Consider the following 16,071-nt stretch of genomic DNA (forward strand, 5'->3'; position numbering starts at 1 on the left):
ACGGCGGCCGCGCCGATCACCGTGCGGGCAGCCCCGCCTCCCGGGCTGCCGTGCGCAGCAGGTCCCGCAGCATGGCGGGGCTCAGCCTGCCGGTGAAGGTGTTGCGCGGCGTGACGTGGTAGCAGCCGTAGAGGGCCAACGGCGCGCCGTCCGGCCCGGCGGGCGGGAGTTCCACCCGGGCGCCGTGCGCGAACGCCGGGCGGGGGCGGGGCACCTGCCGGCCGCCGGCGGCCAGCACCGGCAGCACGGCCTGCCAGCCGAAGGCGCCCAGCGCGACGACCGTACGCACCGTGGGGCGCAGCAGTTCCAGCTCCCGCACCAGCCAGGGGCGGCAGGTCTCCCGCTCGGCCGGGGTGGGTTTGTGGGCGGGCGGCGCGCAGTGCACCGGCGAGGTGAAGCGCACACCGTGCAGCTCCAGTCCGTCGTCGCGGTGGGTGGAGGTGGGCTGCGAGGCCAGACCGACGTCGTGGAGGGCGGCGACCAGGGCGTCGCCGGAACGGTCGCCGGTGAACATCCGCCCCGTGCGGTTTCCGCCGTGCGCGGCCGGGGCGAGGCCGACCAGCAGCATCCGCGCGTCCGCGGGTCCGTACCCGGGCACGGGCCGGGCCCAGTACTCCCAGTCGCGGAACGCGGGGCGTTTGACGTGGGCCGCCTCCTGCCGCCACGCCACCAGCCGCGGGCAGGCGCGGCACGCGGTCAACGCCGTGTCCAGGCTGTGCAGGTCGGGCGCCGCCGGCGCCTGCCGACCGGGATAGCTCATGGTTGCCGCACCTTTCCGCTCCGCCGCGCGCCGGTCGGCACCCTGTCATCCGCCAGGTGCCCACAGGGCCGGTCCGTCCCCAGGATGGTCCACCACGGACGGGGGCTCAGCGGGTGTACTCGCGCAGATAGCGCTCGACGCGGTCCACGTGCGAGCGCACCCGCGCCGGGACGCCGCCGGTCTCGATCACCGTACGGGAGCTGGTGCGGTAACCGGCGGCCATCAGCGCGGGCAGGTCCTCGCGCATGCCCTCCTTCTTGTACTGCTGGTCGAGCCAGCACACGAAGTGGGACATCGCCGAGATGGCGTCGGGCGGCGACATATAGCTCTTGTCACCGTCGTGATCACCGTCCCTGGCCCAGCCCTTGAAGACCGACGGCGTCCACATGGCGATGCCGTACTCGTCGGTCTCGGGGCGTCTGGCGTTCGCGTCGAAACCGCTCTCCGCCTTCAGCATGGCGGCGAGGAAGGCGGGGGTGACCTCTTCCTCGGCGCACTGGAGCGCCGCCTTGGTGATGACGGGGCGCAGCTTGCGGGGCACATCGGAGTCCGCGCGGATCGCGCCGTCGACGGACGGCGCCGCGCCGGGGCCGCCGCTTGCGGAGGGCGGCCGTCGGTCGTCGTCCCGCAGCAGCACCATCGAGCCGGCGGCCACCAGCGGGACGGTGACGGCGGCTGCGGCGATCGTCAGACGCCTCCCCCGGCCCCCGGTCGCAGGCCGCCTCCCTCTGCGGCCCGCACGCCCGCGGCCGAACGGCCGGCGACCGGCTGCGCCGGGGCCCCGCAGCTCCCTCACCCGGGCGGCGAGCTGCTCGGCGTCGAGCGCCGCGCGGGAGGCGTGGTCGGGCTTGAGGCAGTCGGCGATCAGTTCCCGCCAACGCGCGGGGATGCTGTTGTCCAGCCGCAGTTCGGCATTGCCGCGGGCGTACGCCTGGGCGCCCAGCGCGCGGGCCCGCGGGGTGCTGCCGGGGAAGGGGTGCAGTCCGCCGGTGAGCACCTGGTGGGCCAGGATCCCGAACGCCCAGATGTCCGCGGTGGGGCGCACCACGCTGTGCCCGCCCTCCCGGTCGGACCACCACTCGGGCGGTACGTGGTCGAGGGAGCCGAGGGGCGGTACGTAGGCGTGGGTGCCCTCCAGTTCGACGGTGAGCCCGAAGTCGCCCAGCCACACCTCGCCGTCGCCCGTCAGCAGGACGTTGCCGGGCTTGAGATCGCCGTGCACCCAACCACGGGTGTGGATGTGGGCGAGACCGGCGCTGACGCCGGCGAGGATGCGGGCGGCGTCCTCGCGCGGTGCCGGACCCTCGCGGGGGCGGGTGGCCAGCAGCTCCTGGAGGCTGTGGTCGGCGCGGTCCATGACGAGCGCGGTGGCGCCGTCCAGGTCGGGGCGGTCGGCGTCGTGGACGGTGAGCACCTCGCGGGTACGCACCACGTTCGGGTGGCGGGTCTCCAGGCTGAAGCGGACCTCGCGCCGCACCAGCTGGGCCATGGACTCACGCTGTCCCGGCGGCAGCAGCTGGGTCGGCAGGAACTTCACCGCGGCCCGGGTCCCGTCGGCCACGCCGCGCGCCGCGTGGACGACGCCCCAGCTGCCCGCGCCGATCGGGCCGGCCAGCTCCCAGTCCCCCACCCGGTAGCCGGCAGGCAGGTCGAGGCGGTCGCCCGCGCCGTCAGCCATGCGCCGCGCCCTCGTTGCCGTCGGCCCGCGCCGGACGCAGCAGCGCCAGGTGTTCCTCGCGCACCAGATCGAAGCGGAGGGCGAGCGCGACGAGTTCGGCGCGCTTGTGGTGGGGGCCGGCGGCGCGCCCGTCGTCGTTGCGCAGCCGCAGTTTGACCGTGGCCAGATACTCGATGTGGTAGTTGACGGCGGAGCGCGTCATCTCCTGGCAGCCCTCCAGCGGGCGCAGCCGTTCCAGTACCTCGCTGACGCCCGGGATGGCACCGCTGGAGGGGTCGCGCAGCCGCGGCTCGCACAGGGCGAGCAGCACCAGGAAGTACTTGGAGGTCTGGTCGAGCGCGAACGGGCTCTGGGTCGGCTCCCCGGAGCGGACGCCGAGGCCGGCGTCCAGGTACATGTGCTCCGGCGCGAACACCTTGAAGTGCACCTCGCCGTCGCGGGAGGGCAGCACGACGCGGGAGAACTCGAACGGTACCGGCGCGCCCAGCCTGCCGGGCGGGACCTTGATGTGCTCGCCGGCGCCCTCCATGTTCTCGACGACGTAGGTGACGTGGCCGCTGTAGTTGGACAGCCGCCAGTAGTCCTCGGCCGCCGTGATCTGCCCCGCGTACCGGGAGACGCCCGGATCGGACAGGGCGACCTGCACCGGATCGTCCGGCCCGCCGCGGCCGAAGTCCGCCGTCTGGCCCGGCCCCAGGTGCAGCAGACGCGGCCGTTCGGCGGGGTCGCCGGCACTGCTGTGCTGCTGGTCCGGCAGTTGAACGATGACCGTGTCCATGATCAGCCTCCCCCTTCGGCCGCGGGCATCCTATATCGCCCCTGACATCTGTCAGGGGCCACGCTGCACGCTCACCTGCCAGTGTGGAAGGTTTTCAGCCCGCGCCCGTGGAAGCACCACTCCCCAGGGTGATCACCACTCGGCGAACGATCCGTCCGGGTGACGCCACACCGGGTTGTGCCAGCTCTCGGCCTTGCTGTCGGCCTCGCGTACAGCCCGCTCGTCGACGGTCACGCCCAGCCCGGGGCCGGTGGGGCGCAGGAGCTGCCCGTCGTGGAAGCGGAAGACCTCGCGGTCCACCACGTAGTCGAGCAGTTCGGCGCCGGTGTTGTAGTGGATGCCGATGGACTGTTCCTGAATCAGGAAGTTGGGGGTGCAGAAGGCCAGCTGCAGGCTGGCGGCCAGGGCGAGCGGGCCCAGCGGGCAGTGCGGGGCGACCGCCACGTCCCAGGTCTCGGCGAGCGAGGCGATGCGCCGCACTTCGGAGAGGCCGCCCGCGTGCGAGAGGTCGGGCTGGACGACGGCGATACCGGCCTGGAGCGCCGGCAGCACCTCGGTGCGGGAGAAGAGGCGCTCTCCGGTGGCGATCGGCACCGGTGTCGCGGCGGTCACCCGGCCGAGCAGATGGGTGTACTCGGGCAGCACCGGCTCCTCGGCGAACATCGGCCCGTACGGCTCCAGGACGGTCAGTGCCCGGATCGCGCCGGCGACCGAGAAGCGGCCGTGGAAGTCGACGGCGAAGTCACCGTCCGGCCCGAGTGCCTCGCGGGCCGCCTCGGCGCGGGCCGCCAGCGCGTCCAGCGCCGCGATGGTGGGCAGCCGGTCCGTGCGCCCGGAGGCGTTCATCTTGACGGCGGTGAACCCGGCGGCGACCTGCGCCGCCACCTGTTCGCGCACATCGGCGGGCTCGTCGCCGCCGACCCAGCAGTAGGCGCGGGCCTTCTCGCGCACCGGGCCGCCGAGCAGCTGGTGCACGGGCGCGCCGTACGCCTTGCCCGCGATGTCCCACAGGGCCTGGTCGAGACCGGCGACGGCGGAGGAGAGGACGGGCCCGCCGCGGTAGAAGGAGCCCTTGGTCATCAGCTGCCAGTGGTCCTCGATCCGCAGCGGGTCGGCGCCGAGCAGGAACTGCTCGGCGAGTTCGGCCACGGCGGTGCGTACGGTCCGAGCCCGGCCCTCGACCACGGGCTCTCCCCAGCCGACGAGTCCGCTGTCGGTCTCGATCCGGCAGAACAGCCAGCGGGGCGGTACGGCGAAGGTCTCGACCCTGGTGATCCGCAATTGCTACTCCTTCACGCTTCCCTCGGTCAGTCCCGTCCGCCAGTAGCGCTGGAGTACCAGCATGGCGACGGCCAGCGGGATGACGGAGACGAACGCGCCTCCGACGGTGTACTGGGTCAGTTCGGCGGTACGGTCGGCGGCACGCTCCCAGGTGACCAGGCCCAGGGTGATCGGATACTTGCGGTCGTCGGAGAGCATGACCAGGGGCAGGAAATAGTTGTTCCAGATGTGTACGAACTGGAAGAGGAAGACCGTCACCAGCGCCGGGGTCATCAGCCGCAGCACCACTGTGCCGAAGATCCGCTCCTCACTCGCCCCGTCCACCCGTGCCGCCTCCAGCAGATTGTCGGGCACGGCGGCCTCGGCGTAGATGCGGCACAGATAGACACCGAAGGGGCTGACCATGCTGGGGATGAGCACGCCCCAGTAGGTGTTGGTCAGCCCGATCTTGTTGAACATCAGATACAGCGGCAGCGCCAGCGCCGTGGACGGCAGCAGCACCCCGGCGAGCACGCACTTGAAGACGGCCTCGCGGCCCCGGAAGCGGTACTTGGCCAGGGCGAAGCCCGCCGCGGCCGACAGCAGCGTGGCCAGGACCGCGCCGGCGCCCGCGTACAGCAGGGAGTTGAGCGCCCAGCGCGGATAGATGTGGTCGTTGTAGGTGAAGACCTGGCTCAGGTTGTGCCACAGCCGCGGGTTGTCGAACCACAGCCCGAAGCTGCCGTAGAGGCTCTCGTTCGACTTGGTGGCGGCGACGGCGAGCCAGTAGACGGGCAGCAGGAAGTAGCCGGCGGCCAGCGCGAGGAACGCGACGAGCAGGATCCGGCCAGGACGCAGTCCTGTTCGCATACGGGCAGCTGTCATCGGTCTTCCTTCCGGCTGCGGCCGACCAGTGACAGGAAGCCGAAGGACAGCACCATCGCGGCGACGGCCAGCAGCACCGACTTGGCCGCTGCCAGATAGACGTTGGCGTTGGCGAACGCGTCGAAGTAGGCGCTGAGGTTCGGCGTGTAGTCGTTGGTGACGGCAGGCGCCAGCTTCTTGAGGACCAGCGGCTCCGCGAACAGCTGCATGGTGCCGATGATGGAGAAGACACAGGTGAGGATGAGCGCGGGGCGCACCAGCGGAAGTTTGATGCGCAGCGCGACCTGCCACGGCCCCGCGCCGTCGATCCTGGCCGCCTCGTAGAGCTCCTGCGGGATCGACTTGAGCTGGGCGACGATGATCAGCATGTTGTAACCCGTGAACTCCCACACGACGATGTTCGCGATGGACCACAGCACGCTGTCGTAGCCGAGGAAGTCCGGCTGGAAGCCCAGCTCCGCCAGCAGATCGTTGATCGGGCTGATCCCCGGCACGTACAGGAAGCCCCACAGCAGGGTGGCGATCACGCCGGGAATGCCGTACGGCAGGAAGTAGGTGGCCCGCAGCAGCCCCGCCCAGCGGTCCTTCACCTGGTCGAGCAGCAGGGCGAGCACCAGGGCCAGCAGCAGCATCACCGGCACCTGGACGGCGCCGAACAGCAGCACCCGGCCGAAGCCCTCCAGGAACGCGGTCTGTTCCAGGGCGAGCGTGTAGTTCTCCAGCCCGGCGAAGGTGACCTTCGGCTCGCCGAGTCCCAGCGGGCCTGAGCGCTCCACCTTCAGCAGGCTCTGGTAGATCGCGTAGCAGATCGGCAGGATCATCGCGAAGAGATACACGGCGAGGAACGGGCCGAGGAACGTCCACGCCTTGCGGTCGGGGCGCGCGCTGCGGCGTCGTGCGGCAGGTTTCCGCCTGGTACTGGACGGCGTCATCGGGCGCTCCTCGCGTCCAGGCCCTTGGCCCTGAGATCGTCGACGAACTTGGTCTGGGCATCCGCGAGCGCGTCCTGGAGCGTGCCGTGCCCGGCGACGACGCGGCCGCTGTTGTCCTGGATGTGCGCGTAGGACTGGGTGGTGGTGGGTGAGAAGCGCCAGCTGGTGTCCACGTTCCGGTCCGAGACCTGGAAGACCTCGTTGTAGACCTGGCCGCCGAAGAACGGGTCCGGCTTGCCCAGCGGGGACTTCTCCAGCTCCAGCTCGACCGAGGGCCAGCCGTACCCCGCCTCCACCAGGAGTTCGATGCTGGCGGGATCGGTGTTGAGCCAGTGGGCGAACTTCAGCGCCTCCCTCGGGTGCCGGGTCCCCTGGAGGATCGCGGTCGACGAGCCGCCCCAGTTCGCCGAGGCGTGCTCGCCCCGCTCCCACTGGGGCATCTCCGCCACCCGCCACTTGCCCTTGGTGCCGGGCGCGTTGCCGCGGATGAGGGCGTCCTGCCACTGGGCGCCGAGCCAGCTGGCTATCTGACCGGTCTGCAGGCCCTTGAAGAAGGAGCTCTGCGAGTCCTGGATGGGCGCGACGAGCTTGTCGCGGACCATTCCGTCCCAGAAGTCGGCCACCTGCCGTGTCTCCTCGCTGGTCAGGTCCACGACCCAGGTGTTGCCCTCGGTGCGCACCCAGTGTGCGCCGCGCTGCCAGGGAAAGGAGGCGAACCACTGGGCGTTGACGGGCGGAAACGCAGTGATGTAGGACTTGCCGCCGCTCCGTTTCCTGATCTTCATGGCCGCCTGCCGGAACGCGTCCCAGGTACGGGGCACCTGGATGTCCCACCTGTCGTACAGATCGGCGCGGTAGAAGAACCCCATGGGCCCCGACCCCTGCGGGATGGCGTAGGTGCGGCCCGCGAAGACCCCCTGCTGCCACTGCCAGTCGACGTAGGTGTCCTTGAGCCGGTCGGCGCCGTAGGCGCTCAGCTCGGTCAGGCCGCGAACCAGCATGAACTCGGGCAGCGCGTAGTACTCGATCTGCGCCAGATCGGGCGGGTCGCCGGCCTTGAGGGCAGCGTGCATCTTCTGGTAGCCGCCGGAGGTGTTGGCGGGGACGGTCTGCACGGTGACGTGGATGTCGGGGTTGTGCTTGTTCCACAGTGCGACGGCCTTCTGCAGCGGGACCCAGGTCCAAAAGACGAGGTTCACCCGCCGGCCGGGGACGCGGCGCGCCTGCTTGGTCATGCGGGCCGCGCCCGCCTGCTCGCCGCAGGCCGCCAGCGCGGGGCTTGCGGCCGCGGCAGCTGTTGCCGCCAGCAGTCTTCTTCGGGTGGGCATCCGACCTCCTTGTCAGAGGGACCGACCCTTCCCGCCGCAACGGCGAGAAGCACGTGAGCGGTGTTCGGCGGTGCCAGGCCGGCGGCAACCCGCCGTTGCACGACGGATGCCGCCCGACTACAGGTGGACTGTGGCTGGTGGGGGCACCTCCCGGCCGAAGTCCCCCAGCCTCCGGCCGGGAGGTGCCCCCAGGGGAGCAGTTCCCCGCGCCCCTTATGGGGTGCCCAGCACTGCGACGCCTCGGGGCGGCAGGGTGAGGCTGGTGGTGGGTTTTCCGCCGGGGTCGAGGAGATTCCGCGCGGGGTGCGGGAGCGTCACCGTCGCGGCCGCGCCGGCATGGTTGAGCAGAAAGATGAAGCGGCCGGTCGCGCCCTCGCGGACGGTGGCCTGCACCCCGGGCGGCAGCCCGTCCAGCACAGGTGCGGCACCGGCCTCGCCCCGTACCCGGTCCATCAGAGTGCGCATCAAGGTGGGCTCCGGGCGGGTGGCCGCGTACCAGGCGATGCCGGTGCCGAAGGCGTTCCGGGTCAGCGCGGGGCGCCCGGCCAACTCGCCGTCGCCGAAGGTGGCAACGGCTCGTGCCCCCTCCAGGTCGACGGCCTCGGACCACAGATCGGCCCGGCCGCTCAGCTCTCCGCGCAGCGACACGCCAGCGCCTTCGTCCAGCGGCCAGAACTCCTCCACCCGCAGCCCCAGCACCTCGCGCAGCGGTGCCGGGTAGCCGCCCAGGTGGACGCGGTCGCACTCGTCGGCGATGCCGGTGAAGTACGACACGAACAGATGGCCGCCGCCGCGTACATAGGCCGTCAGCCGCTCCGCGGTCTGCTCGCTCATCAGGTACAGGTTGGGGACGACGACCAGCCGGTAGCCGCCCAGGTCGCGGTCGGGCGGCAGGATGTCGCAGGGCACCCCGGCGTCGAACAGCGGCTGGTAGTGGCGCAGCAGCGTCTCGCGGTGGCTGAGTGCCGACGACGGGTGCGAGCCCTGCTCCAGCGCCCACCAGCTGTTCCAGTCGGCCAGCAACACCACCTCGGCCCGGCAGCGGGTGCCCGCGAGCTGCGGCAGGCCGGCCAGCTCCTGGCCCAGTGCGGCGACCTCGCGGAAGGTCCGGGTGTCGGTCCCGGCGTGCGGCACCATCGCGGAGTGGAACTTCTCGGCGCCGCCCCGGGACTGCCGCCACTGGAAGTAGAGCACCGCGTCCGCGCCCTGGGCGACGGCCTGCCAGCTCCACAGCCGCATGGCGCCGGGCGGCTTGGGGCTGTTGCGGGCCCGCCAGTTGACGGCGGAGGGTGCCTGCTCCATCAGCAGCCACGGCCGTCCTCCCCCGGCGCAGCGCGTCACGTCGAAGGCGGCTGCGGCGTCGATGTGGGTCCGGCTGTCGTACGGCTCCTGGTAGTAGTCCAAAGCCGTGACGTCTTCGTACGCGGCCCAGCGGAAGGGGTCGACCGGCTTGTGGTGCGGCATGTGGTTGGTGGTAACCGGCACCTCGGGGGTGATACGGCGCAGCACCTCGCGCTCGGCCAGATAGCACTGCAGCAGCGCGTCGTCGCTGAAGCGTGCGTAGTCCAGCTGCTGGGTCGGGTTGGCGTGGGTCGGCGTGGTGCGCGGCGGCAGCACCTCCTCGAAGTCGCCGTAGCGCTGCGACCAGAAGGTGGTCGACCAGGCCTCGTTGAGGGCTTCGACGGTTGCGTAGCGCTCGCGCAGCCAGCGGCGGAAGTCGGCTGCCGACACGTCGCAGTAGCAGACCGGGTTGCTGCAGCCGTACTCGTTGCCGATGTGCCACAGGGCCAGGGCCGGGTGGTCGGCGTAGCGGGTGGCGAGCTGTTCGACGAGGCGGACGGCGTGGGATCGGTAGACCGGGCTGGAGGGGCAGTAGTGCTGCCGGGAGCCGGGCCACTTGCGGACCCCCTCGGCGGTCTCCGGCAGGATCTCCGGATGCTGCCGGCTCAGCCAGGGCGGCGGTGAGGCGGTCATGGTGGCGAGGCAGACCTGGACGCCGGCGTCGCCGAGGTTGTCCATGACGCGGTCGAACCAGCCGAAGTCGTAGGCGCCGGGCCGCTGTTCGACCAGGCCCCAGGAGAAGATCCCGGCCGTGACCATGGTGACTCCGGCCTCCTTCATCAGCCGGATGTCCTCGGCCCACACCTCCTCGGGCCAGTGCTCGGGGTTGTAGTCGCCGCCGAAGTGCAGGCGGGTGGGTTCGAAGGTGCGGATACCGGAGCGGGTTGCTGAGCGGTTGTCGGCTGCCGTCATGAGTGCTGCGCCCCCTGCGACGAGTCGGGTGCCGGGCAGAGCGGGAGACCGTGATGACGCCGCACCGTACAAGAACTCGTTATTTATGAATAGTTCCTTGACGGGAATCCGGTCGGGATCGTGGACTGTCGCAGGGGCGTCGTAGAGTCGTCGCCGGGGTGACAGCGGCTCGAACGCCTCAGAAACACCGGGTGGACGAGGGGAAACAACAGGAGGTGCCCGATGCCGGGGTACGCGCCGCGTGGCGTCCACGGGCAGACCGTGGAAGCCCTCGCCCACCGGGTGCTCAGCGGCACTCTCCGTGAGGGCGCCACCCTCGACCTCGGGGCGCTCCGGAGCGAGCTGGGCGTCAGCCTCACCGCTTTGCGCGAGTCGCTGAAGGTGCTGGCGGCCAAGGGCATGGTCGACGCCCGGCAGAAGCGCGGCACCTTCATACGCCCGCGCACCGACTGGAACCTCCTGGACGCGGACGTGCTGCGCTGGCAGTTCCAGTCCGCCACCGCCGCCGCGTCGCACACGGGACCGCCGCTGCTGCGCGACCTGGACGAGGTGCGCGGCATCGTGGAACCGGCCGCCGTGCGGCTGGCGGCCGAGCGCCGCACCGACGCCGATCTGGCGGCGCTGGAGCGGGCGCTGGAGGCCATGTGCGAGGCGGCCGACGGCGCACCCGAGGCCGTCGAGGCGGACCTGGCCTTCCACCGGGCTCTGCTGGCCGCCTCGCACAACGAACTGCTGGAGCGGATGGAAATGGTGATCTCCACCGTGCGCGCGGCCCGCGACCGCCTGGTGCACGCCCCCGGCCACCATCCCCTCGATCCGGTGCCCAGCCACCGCGCGGTGCTGGACGCCGTACGGGCACGGGACGCCCAGGCCGCGGAGGCAGCCATGCGGGCCCTGCTGGCGCAGGCCGCCAAGGATGTGGCGCTGCTACGGGAGAGGGAAGCCTGACGGGTGGGGGTGGCCCTGTTCGTCGTTTGCGGACTGCGCGTCAGAGTTCGAACGGCTCCAGGTGGCGCGGGTCGACGACGTGGCCGCCGGCCCCGACCACCTGCTGGAGCCGGTCGACCACGCGGCGGTTCACCGTCTCGTGCACCGCCGGATCGTCCAGTGCCGTGACCATGTCGTCGTGGTGGCTGGGGACGATCACGCGGGGGCGGCCGAGCGCGCTGACGGCGCGCTCGAAGTAGTCGTGCACGGCCGCGTGCCCACTGGCGCCCAGGACCAGGACGTCCGGCCTGGCGCCGGAGACCTCGCGGGCCGCGAAGTTGGCGGTTCCGCTCAGGAACATGACGCTCAGCCGCTCTCCCACCGTCACCTGGTAGCCCAGCGTCCCGCCCTCCACCAGATCGCCCAGCGTCCGCGGCCGGGAGGGAGGGGCGGTCAGGGTGCCGTAGGGGGCGAATCCGTAGCCGCCGAGCTGGCTGTGCAGGCTGCGGACCACCTCGACGGTGTAGTCGGGCCGGGTCCGCCTGCCGGACGGCTGGAGGGGGTGGCGCAGCACCTCACCGCCGGAGACCACCACCGGGCGGTGCTTGCGCCCCTTGCCGGGGACGCCCATGGCCTTGAGCAGATGCAGATGGGTCTCGGTGCCGAGGACGTTGATCTCCTCGTCGCGCCAGGCCGGGTGGTCCAGGAGGTGCGGGACATCGGCGAGGTGGTCCCAGTGGCCGTGGGTGAGCAGCACGAACTCGGGGGCCCCGGTGAGGTGTTCGCTCAGCACCCGGTCGATGATCCGGTGGTCGACCTCCAGCTTCCTGGTCATGTCGCCCTTGCCGTCGGAGCCGGTGTAGCGCTGACGGGTCAGATACGGGTCGATCAGCAGCCGGTGGCCGTCGAAGGTCATCTCCCAGCCCGCGATGCCCAGCCAGCGCAGCCGGACACCGCTGCGCCCCCGCCCGGCACCGTCCCGCGCCGGGTGGCCGGCGGGCGCCGCGGTCGAGGTGGCGGTCGTGGACGCCCCGGTCACACCGACGGCTCCGGCCGCCACACCGGTACGCAGCACACTGCGGCGGCTCGGACGGTGCGGGGCGGCGTGGGAATCGGGCTGCCGAGAGGGCATGGCGGTACTCCTTCGTCTGCTGTGCGTCTGCTGCGGGTCGACTGCTGCTCGTGGCCCGGGCCCGGGGGAAGGGAGTCAAACCCCGGCGGATGTCGCGTGTCGAATACGCTCTCGACCGCGCGCCGATTCGCTCGGCGTATCACCGCAGACCATGGGGGGCGCATGCTGACGGAGCGGCACCTGGAAATCTTCGTCGCGCTCGCGGAGGAGGGGCACTTCGGCGACGCCGCGCAGCGCGTGGGCATCACCCAGCCGCCCCTCTCGCAGGCGCTGCGGCGGCTGGAAGCGCTGCTGGGGGTGCGGCTGTTCGACCGGGGACGCGGGGTCTCCCTCACCGAGGAGGGCACGCTGCTGCTCCCGCACGCCCGCCGGGCGCTCACCGCGCTGGCCGAACTGCGGGAGACCGGCGCCAGGGAACAGGCGGACGGGCAGCGCCTCCGGCTCGGCCTGCCGCCCGAGTTGCCACCCGCACTCGGCGCCTCGCTGTCCGCTGCGCCCGTCAGGACCGGGGCCCGCGGCCGGATCTCGGTGGTGACGGCACCGACGGCCGCCCTGCTCACGGACGTGTCCGCGGGGCGGCTGGACCTGGCCGTCGTCCGGCACCCGGCCGTGCTGCACGGTCTGGAGGCGGGCCCGGTGACGCTGCTGCCGACCTGGCTGCTGACCCCGGAGGGGACGGGCGGCGATCCCGCCGGACGGGCGAACGCCGCACGGGCCGCGCGCACGCTGCCCTACGCGGTCCGGCCCCGGGCCGAAGCCCCAGCGGCGTACGACCTGTTCGTGGACGCCCTCGCGGGCCGGGGGCGGCGGATGGAGACGGTGGTGGTCTCGGACGAGCGTGCCGGGCTGGCACTGGTCGCCGCCGGTCAGGCGGTGCTGGTCACGGCCGACGACGCCCTCGCGGCCGACGGTGTCGTACGGCAACCGACCGCCGCCCCGGCGCTGCCGCTGCGGCTGCGCGTGGTGTGGGACGCGCGGCGCCCGGTCGCCGCCCACCCGGGCGAAGCGGCCGGCGTACTGGTCGACGCGCTGGCGTCGGCCGGCCGTCCGGCCCGGGAGGGCTCCCGATGACCGCAACCGCCTCCACCGGGGGCATCGAACGCACCCTCCGCGCGCTGTTCGACGACGCCGGGGTGCGCGGCTGGCTCCATGTGGCCGAACTGCGCCGGCCCACGGCGCGGGTGACCGTCGACGCCGACGAGACCGTGCTGATGGGCTCGGTGTACAAGGTGCCGCTGGCGGTCGCCTACTGCCGCCAGGTGGACGCGGGCGTGCTCGACCCGCGGCAGCGCGTCACCCTGCCGCCCCAGGACCGGCTGCCCGGCCCCACCGGTATCTCCCAGTTGCGGGACGAGGTGACGATGTCCCTGCGCGATCTGGTCGTCATGATGCTGAGCATCTCCGACAACGCGGCGGCCGACGCGGTGCTGCGCCAGGTGGGCAGCACCGCGGTCGAGGACACCTGCCGGGCGCTGGGCCTCGTCCGCACCCGGCTGAACGACGGGGCGGCGGGCACCCTGGCCCGGCTGGTGGCCCGGACCGGCGCGGAGTCGGTGGACGCGGCGCTGGCCCGGATCGCCGACAACGACCGGGCGGCACCGCCCGGTGTCTACGATCCCGCGTGGGCGACCGCCACCACTCCCGCGGAGATGGCGCGTCTGCTGCGAGCCGTCTGGCTGGACGAGGCCGCCTCCCCCGACAGCTGCGCCTTCGTGCGCCGGAGCATGGGGCTGCAGCCCTTCCAGCACCGGCTCGCGGCGGGCTTCCCGTACGACGAGGTGGCGGTGTACGGGAAGACCGGGACATTCGGTGCCATGCGGCACGAGGCCGGAGTCGTCGAGCTGGCCGACGGCCGCGCGTACACGGCCGTCGTCTTCACCCAGGCCGCCCGCGCCGACCGGCGGCTGCCGCGGGCCGACGCGGTCATCGGTGCGGCGGCGCGCACGGCGGTCGAGCATCTGCGCGGGAGGGAGTAGCTTCCGGCGCCGGGGGCGGGCACACCGGCACACCGCTGCTGTCCCCTCAGACGGTCAGTGGCAGTTCGCGCAGCGCGTGCGAGCGGAAGGAGGTCTGCCAGCGCAGTTCGTCGGGCTCCACCGCCAGACGCAGCGACGGGAAGCGGGCCAGCAGCGTCTCCAGGGCCAGCCCGATCTCCATCCGCGCGAGCGGGGCGCCCAGGCAGTAGTGCATGCCCTGGCCGAACGCCAGGTGGGCGTTGTCGCGGCGGCGGATGTCCAGCCGCTCGGGCGCCTCGTAGCGGGCCGGATCGCGGTTGGCCGAGGCCAGGCAGAGCAGCACCGTGTCACCGGCCGGGATCGGCACACCGCCGTACTCCACCGGCTCGGTGGGAAACCGCCGGATCGCCGTCAGGTTCGGATGCGCGTACCGCATCAGCTCCTCGACCGCGTCGGGCAGCAGCGAGGAGTCGCCGCGCAGCGCGGCCAGCTGTCGCGGATGCCGCAACAGGGCGAGGAGTCCGCCGCTCAGCAGGTGCTGCACGTTCTCGATGCCCGCGCCCAGGACGAGGAAGGCGAGGGAGCACAGCTCGTCCTCGGAGAGCCGGTCCCCCTCCCCCTCGTCGCGGGCCTCGATGAGCGCGGAGAGGAGATCGTCGCCGGGCGCGCTCCGGCGCTGTGCCACCAGCCGGCGCAGGAAGTCGTGCATCGCCGTGATGGCCTCGCCCACCTGCTGCGGGCTCTCCAGCGCGAGCATCGTCGCCACCCAGGACGCGAACGGGCGCCGGTCGGCCTCGGGGACCTCGAACAGGTCGCAGACGACGGTCAGCGGCAGCTCGGAGGCGAACTCCCGCACCAGATCGGCCACCCCGTCGCTCTCCAGCCGCTGTGCGAGACCGTCGGCGAGCCGGTCGGCGACCGCCTGGATACCGGCGCGCATCGCCTCGGCCCGGCGGGGGGTGAAGCCCTGGGCGACCAGCCGCCGCAGCCGTATGTGGTCGTCGTGGTCGAGGTTGAGGAGGTTGGCGTCGAGCGCGGGCGGAAGGGCGAAGCCCTGGTAACCGCCCGTGGAGTGCGCCTTGTTGACGGACAGCCGGGCGTCGGCGAGACCGGCGCGCACGTCCTGGTCCCGCGTGACGAGCCAGACGTCCGCCCCGTCGGGCAGCGTCACCCGGTGCACGGCGGCCTCGTCGCGCAGTTTGCTGTAGACCGCGTGCGGCATGGCGAGGAACGACTCGTCGAAGGGCTGCGGCAGTGCCGTCATTCTCGTCTCTCCGTCAGATCTGTGAACCGGCCGGGAACTGGCGCGAAGTGCCGGCGCACAGGCTAGAACCCGGCCTTCCGGCGCACGACGACACCCCTGCGGAGACGGTCCTACGGCCGGTCGCCCGACAGACGGCGGTCAACTCCCCGGCGGGGCGGCGGGCAGGGCGAGCAGCTTGTCGGCCACCTCCGTCAAGTCCTCGCCCCGCACGTGCGGTTGCGCGAACATGTCGCTGTGCTCGCCCTCCAGCCGGGCGCACCAGCCGGTGACGCAGCCCGCACGGGCGGCGCCGTGGCAGTCCCAGGCGTGCACCGCGACCACCGCCGTGCCGGCGGGTGAGGCACCCAGCCGCTCGGCCGCCGCGTGGTAGAGCACCGGCGCCGGCTTCCATCCGCCCGCCTCGGCCGCGGTGACGACATGATCGATGTGCGGGGCGAGGTCGTTGCGCTCCAGGAAGGTACGGGTGACCGCCGCGTCGCCGACCGTCAGACAGCCGGTCCGCAGTCCCGCTTCGCGCAGCCGGCGCACCGCAGGGAGCGCGTCGTCGTACGCGGGCAGCGCGGGAATGCCCTCCAGTACATGGGTGATGCCCTCCTCGGAGACGGACCGGCCGCTCTCCACCCGGAGCGCCTGGCGGGCGGCGCGGAGGAAATCCGCGGTGTCCCCGCTGAGCGCGAGGGCCATGCAGTCGCGTTGCACGCGCAGGAACCAGGGGTGGGCGGCCGCCGCCGGCTGCCCGATCTCCTCGAAGCGGGATGCCAGCGGGGTGAGCCGCATCAGCGTCTCCAGCACGTCGAAGGCGACGGCTCGCGGGCGGTGCGGTGACGGGCGCGCCATGGCCATGTCTGCTCGCCTCCGGCCAGGTCGAAGGGTCCGGCCCGCCGCCGATGCGCCGGTCCGGTCACCGATGTGCGGGGCA

General features: G+C 72.5%; 14 protein-coding genes. 3 read left to right on the top strand and 11 right to left on the bottom strand.

What is annotated here, in order from left to right; genetic code table 11:
* Window positions 1-16: 16 nt before the first annotated feature.
* The 8 genes from JW613_RS25765 to JW613_RS25800 all read right to left on the bottom strand — a co-directional run bounded on the left by JW613_RS25765 (window position 17) and on the right by JW613_RS25800 (window position 9,874).
* Entirely contained in the window at window positions 17-760 is a 744-nt protein-coding gene (locus JW613_RS25765; protein WP_209213299.1) for a uracil-DNA glycosylase, read from the bottom strand.
* 106 nt (window positions 761-866) lie between these two features.
* Window positions 867-2,438, bottom strand: coding sequence for a serine/threonine-protein kinase (locus JW613_RS25770; protein ID WP_209213300.1), 1,572 nt, complete (start codon window positions 2,436-2,438; stop codon window positions 867-869).
* Window positions 2,431-3,216, bottom strand: coding sequence for a serine/threonine protein kinase (locus tag JW613_RS25775; RefSeq protein WP_209213301.1), 786 nt, complete (start codon window positions 3,214-3,216; stop codon window positions 2,431-2,433). The genes JW613_RS25770 and JW613_RS25775 overlap by 8 nt, the downstream gene beginning before the upstream one ends.
* Window positions 3,217-3,348: 132 nt before the next feature.
* Window positions 3,349-4,497: a galactonate dehydratase gene (dgoD, locus tag JW613_RS25780; RefSeq protein ID WP_185016401.1), complete on the bottom strand. Its 1,149-nt coding sequence runs from the start codon at window positions 4,495-4,497 to the stop codon at window positions 3,349-3,351.
* A gap of 3 nt (window positions 4,498-4,500) precedes the next feature.
* Entirely contained in the window at window positions 4,501-5,361 is an 861-nt protein-coding gene (locus JW613_RS25785) for a carbohydrate ABC transporter permease (RefSeq protein WP_209213302.1), read from the bottom strand.
* Window positions 5,358-6,293 carry a carbohydrate ABC transporter permease gene (locus JW613_RS25790; RefSeq protein ID WP_209213303.1) on the bottom strand — a complete coding sequence of 312 codons (936 nt, stop codon included), beginning with the start codon at window positions 6,291-6,293 and terminating at the stop codon, window positions 5,358-5,360. Before JW613_RS25790 ends, JW613_RS25785 begins: the two co-directional genes overlap by 4 nt.
* Window positions 6,290-7,621 carry an ABC transporter substrate-binding protein gene (locus tag JW613_RS25795; RefSeq protein WP_209213304.1) on the bottom strand — a complete coding sequence of 444 codons (1,332 nt, stop codon included), beginning with the start codon at window positions 7,619-7,621 and terminating at the stop codon, window positions 6,290-6,292. Before JW613_RS25795 ends, JW613_RS25790 begins: the two co-directional genes overlap by 4 nt.
* A 213-nt stretch (window positions 7,622-7,834) precedes the next feature.
* Window positions 7,835-9,874 carry a beta-galactosidase gene (locus JW613_RS25800; protein WP_209213305.1) on the bottom strand — a complete coding sequence of 680 codons (2,040 nt, stop codon included), beginning with the start codon at window positions 9,872-9,874 and terminating at the stop codon, window positions 7,835-7,837.
* Window positions 9,875-10,096: 222 nt separating this feature from the next.
* Here JW613_RS25800 and JW613_RS25805 point away from each other — a divergent pair, with 222 nt between their 5' ends.
* Window positions 10,097-10,822 (top strand): FadR/GntR family transcriptional regulator, encoded by a 726-nt coding sequence (locus JW613_RS25805; RefSeq protein ID WP_209213306.1) that lies wholly within the window; start codon window positions 10,097-10,099, stop codon window positions 10,820-10,822.
* Between the two features lie 40 nt (window positions 10,823-10,862).
* Here the strand turns inward: JW613_RS25805 and JW613_RS25810 are convergent, their stop codons facing one another.
* Complete coding sequence (locus JW613_RS25810; RefSeq protein ID WP_209213307.1) at window positions 10,863-11,933, bottom strand: MBL fold metallo-hydrolase; 1,071 nt, start codon at window positions 11,931-11,933, stop codon at window positions 10,863-10,865.
* Window positions 11,934-12,095: 162 nt separating this feature from the next.
* Between JW613_RS25810 and JW613_RS25815 the strand changes: the two genes are divergently transcribed.
* Together JW613_RS25815 and JW613_RS25820 are read left to right on the top strand one after the other, a co-directional pair.
* Window positions 12,096-13,004 (top strand): LysR family transcriptional regulator, encoded by a 909-nt coding sequence (locus JW613_RS25815; protein ID WP_209213308.1) that lies wholly within the window; start codon window positions 12,096-12,098, stop codon window positions 13,002-13,004.
* A complete protein-coding gene (locus JW613_RS25820) occupies window positions 13,001-13,909 on the top strand; it encodes a serine hydrolase (RefSeq protein WP_209213309.1) in 909 nt (302 codons plus the stop codon). The genes JW613_RS25815 and JW613_RS25820 overlap by 4 nt, the downstream gene beginning before the upstream one ends.
* Window positions 13,910-13,955: 46 nt before the next feature.
* Here the strand turns inward: JW613_RS25820 and JW613_RS25825 are convergent, their stop codons facing one another.
* Together JW613_RS25825 and JW613_RS25830 are read right to left on the bottom strand one after the other, a co-directional pair.
* Window positions 13,956-15,152, bottom strand: a complete 1,197-nt coding sequence (locus JW613_RS25825) for a cytochrome P450 family protein (RefSeq protein WP_209213310.1) — start codon at window positions 15,150-15,152, stop codon at window positions 13,956-13,958.
* A 138-nt stretch (window positions 15,153-15,290) separates the two neighbouring features.
* Entirely contained in the window at window positions 15,291-15,995 is a 705-nt protein-coding gene (locus JW613_RS25830) for an HAD family hydrolase (RefSeq protein WP_209213311.1), read from the bottom strand.
* Window positions 15,996-16,071 lie beyond the last annotated feature (76 nt).

Source organism: Streptomyces smyrnaeus (assembly GCF_017676345.1).
Lineage (GTDB): Bacteria > Actinomycetota > Actinomycetes > Streptomycetales > Streptomycetaceae > Streptomyces > Streptomyces smyrnaeus.